Consider the following 997-nt stretch of genomic DNA (forward strand, 5'->3'; position numbering starts at 1 on the left):
TTTTTAAAAACATTTGGTTTAATATCCCCTATCTAAATCCATAACTTTACCAATGGGTTTATTTGCCTCAAAATGGACCGTACAGAAGCGTTTTTAATTTCAATGTGGTTTTTATCACAAAATCTTTAAATCGCTCTGTACGGTGCCTTTCTGTCAATTTAAACGCATATCTATTCTCAAAATCATCAGCAAACTTCACTACTTTGCTGTTTATCCTTCAATGCTTTTAAATACGATTTCATTATGTAGCAAATAAACTAATAGCCTCTCTACTCCTGATGCATTCTGATCCATACGTGTCTTTAAGCGTAAATCGCTGTTAGGGGTATGCTAAATCTTTCTGACAGTCTGTTTGAAAAGATGTTTGACGGTGGTTTATAACATGCGCTTTCATATAGTTTTTTCACTTCTGATTTTACGTGTTTCTTAGTTACCAATCCATATTTTGGATGCGTAATCCAATTATCCCAAGCGCTTTGCCAATCGCGTTCATTTGCATTTCGACATGGATTGGTTTTTGAAAAGCGTATAAATTTTTCAAATTCTGATAAGGCTTCATCATGCGTTAATCCTTGTTCAATTGCGTATTGAAAATCGGGTTTGAAATCTTCTAGTATTCTTTTAACTTCTTGTTTTTCCCTTGTTTTCTTGGTTTCTTCAAAAAAGTTTGCTTTCTCTGGAAAATAAGCAGGCATTATCTTATCAACGATTTCTGAAAGTTGTTTACCAACCTTTTTAACTTTTCGTGAAGGCAATTTCTCAATCATCGCTTCGTCAATTTGCCATCGGTTGTTAGCTTCATTGGAAAGATTAATATTTTGCTCGTGAATGATTGGTTGTTTGGTTTCTATCGTTTTGATTTGTTCTGATTGAAAATCATCACACTCGATTGCCTTTTCAACAAAATCGTTTGTTTCTAAATTTTCAAAATCAATTTCTCTTTTTGATAAAATAATATTTTTATTTTTTTTGTTATTGTTAATGTTAATGTTATTGT

General features: G+C 32.1%; 1 pseudogene. It reads right to left on the reverse strand.

From position 1 onward, the window contains the following. Positions 1-302: 302 nt before the first annotated feature. Positions 303-997: pseudogene (locus ACFIM1_RS09305) on the reverse strand (hypothetical protein); the annotation flags it as partial.

Source organism: Bartonella sp. AC158YNML (assembly GCF_042196725.1).
GTDB lineage: Bacteria > Pseudomonadota > Alphaproteobacteria > Rhizobiales > Rhizobiaceae > Bartonella.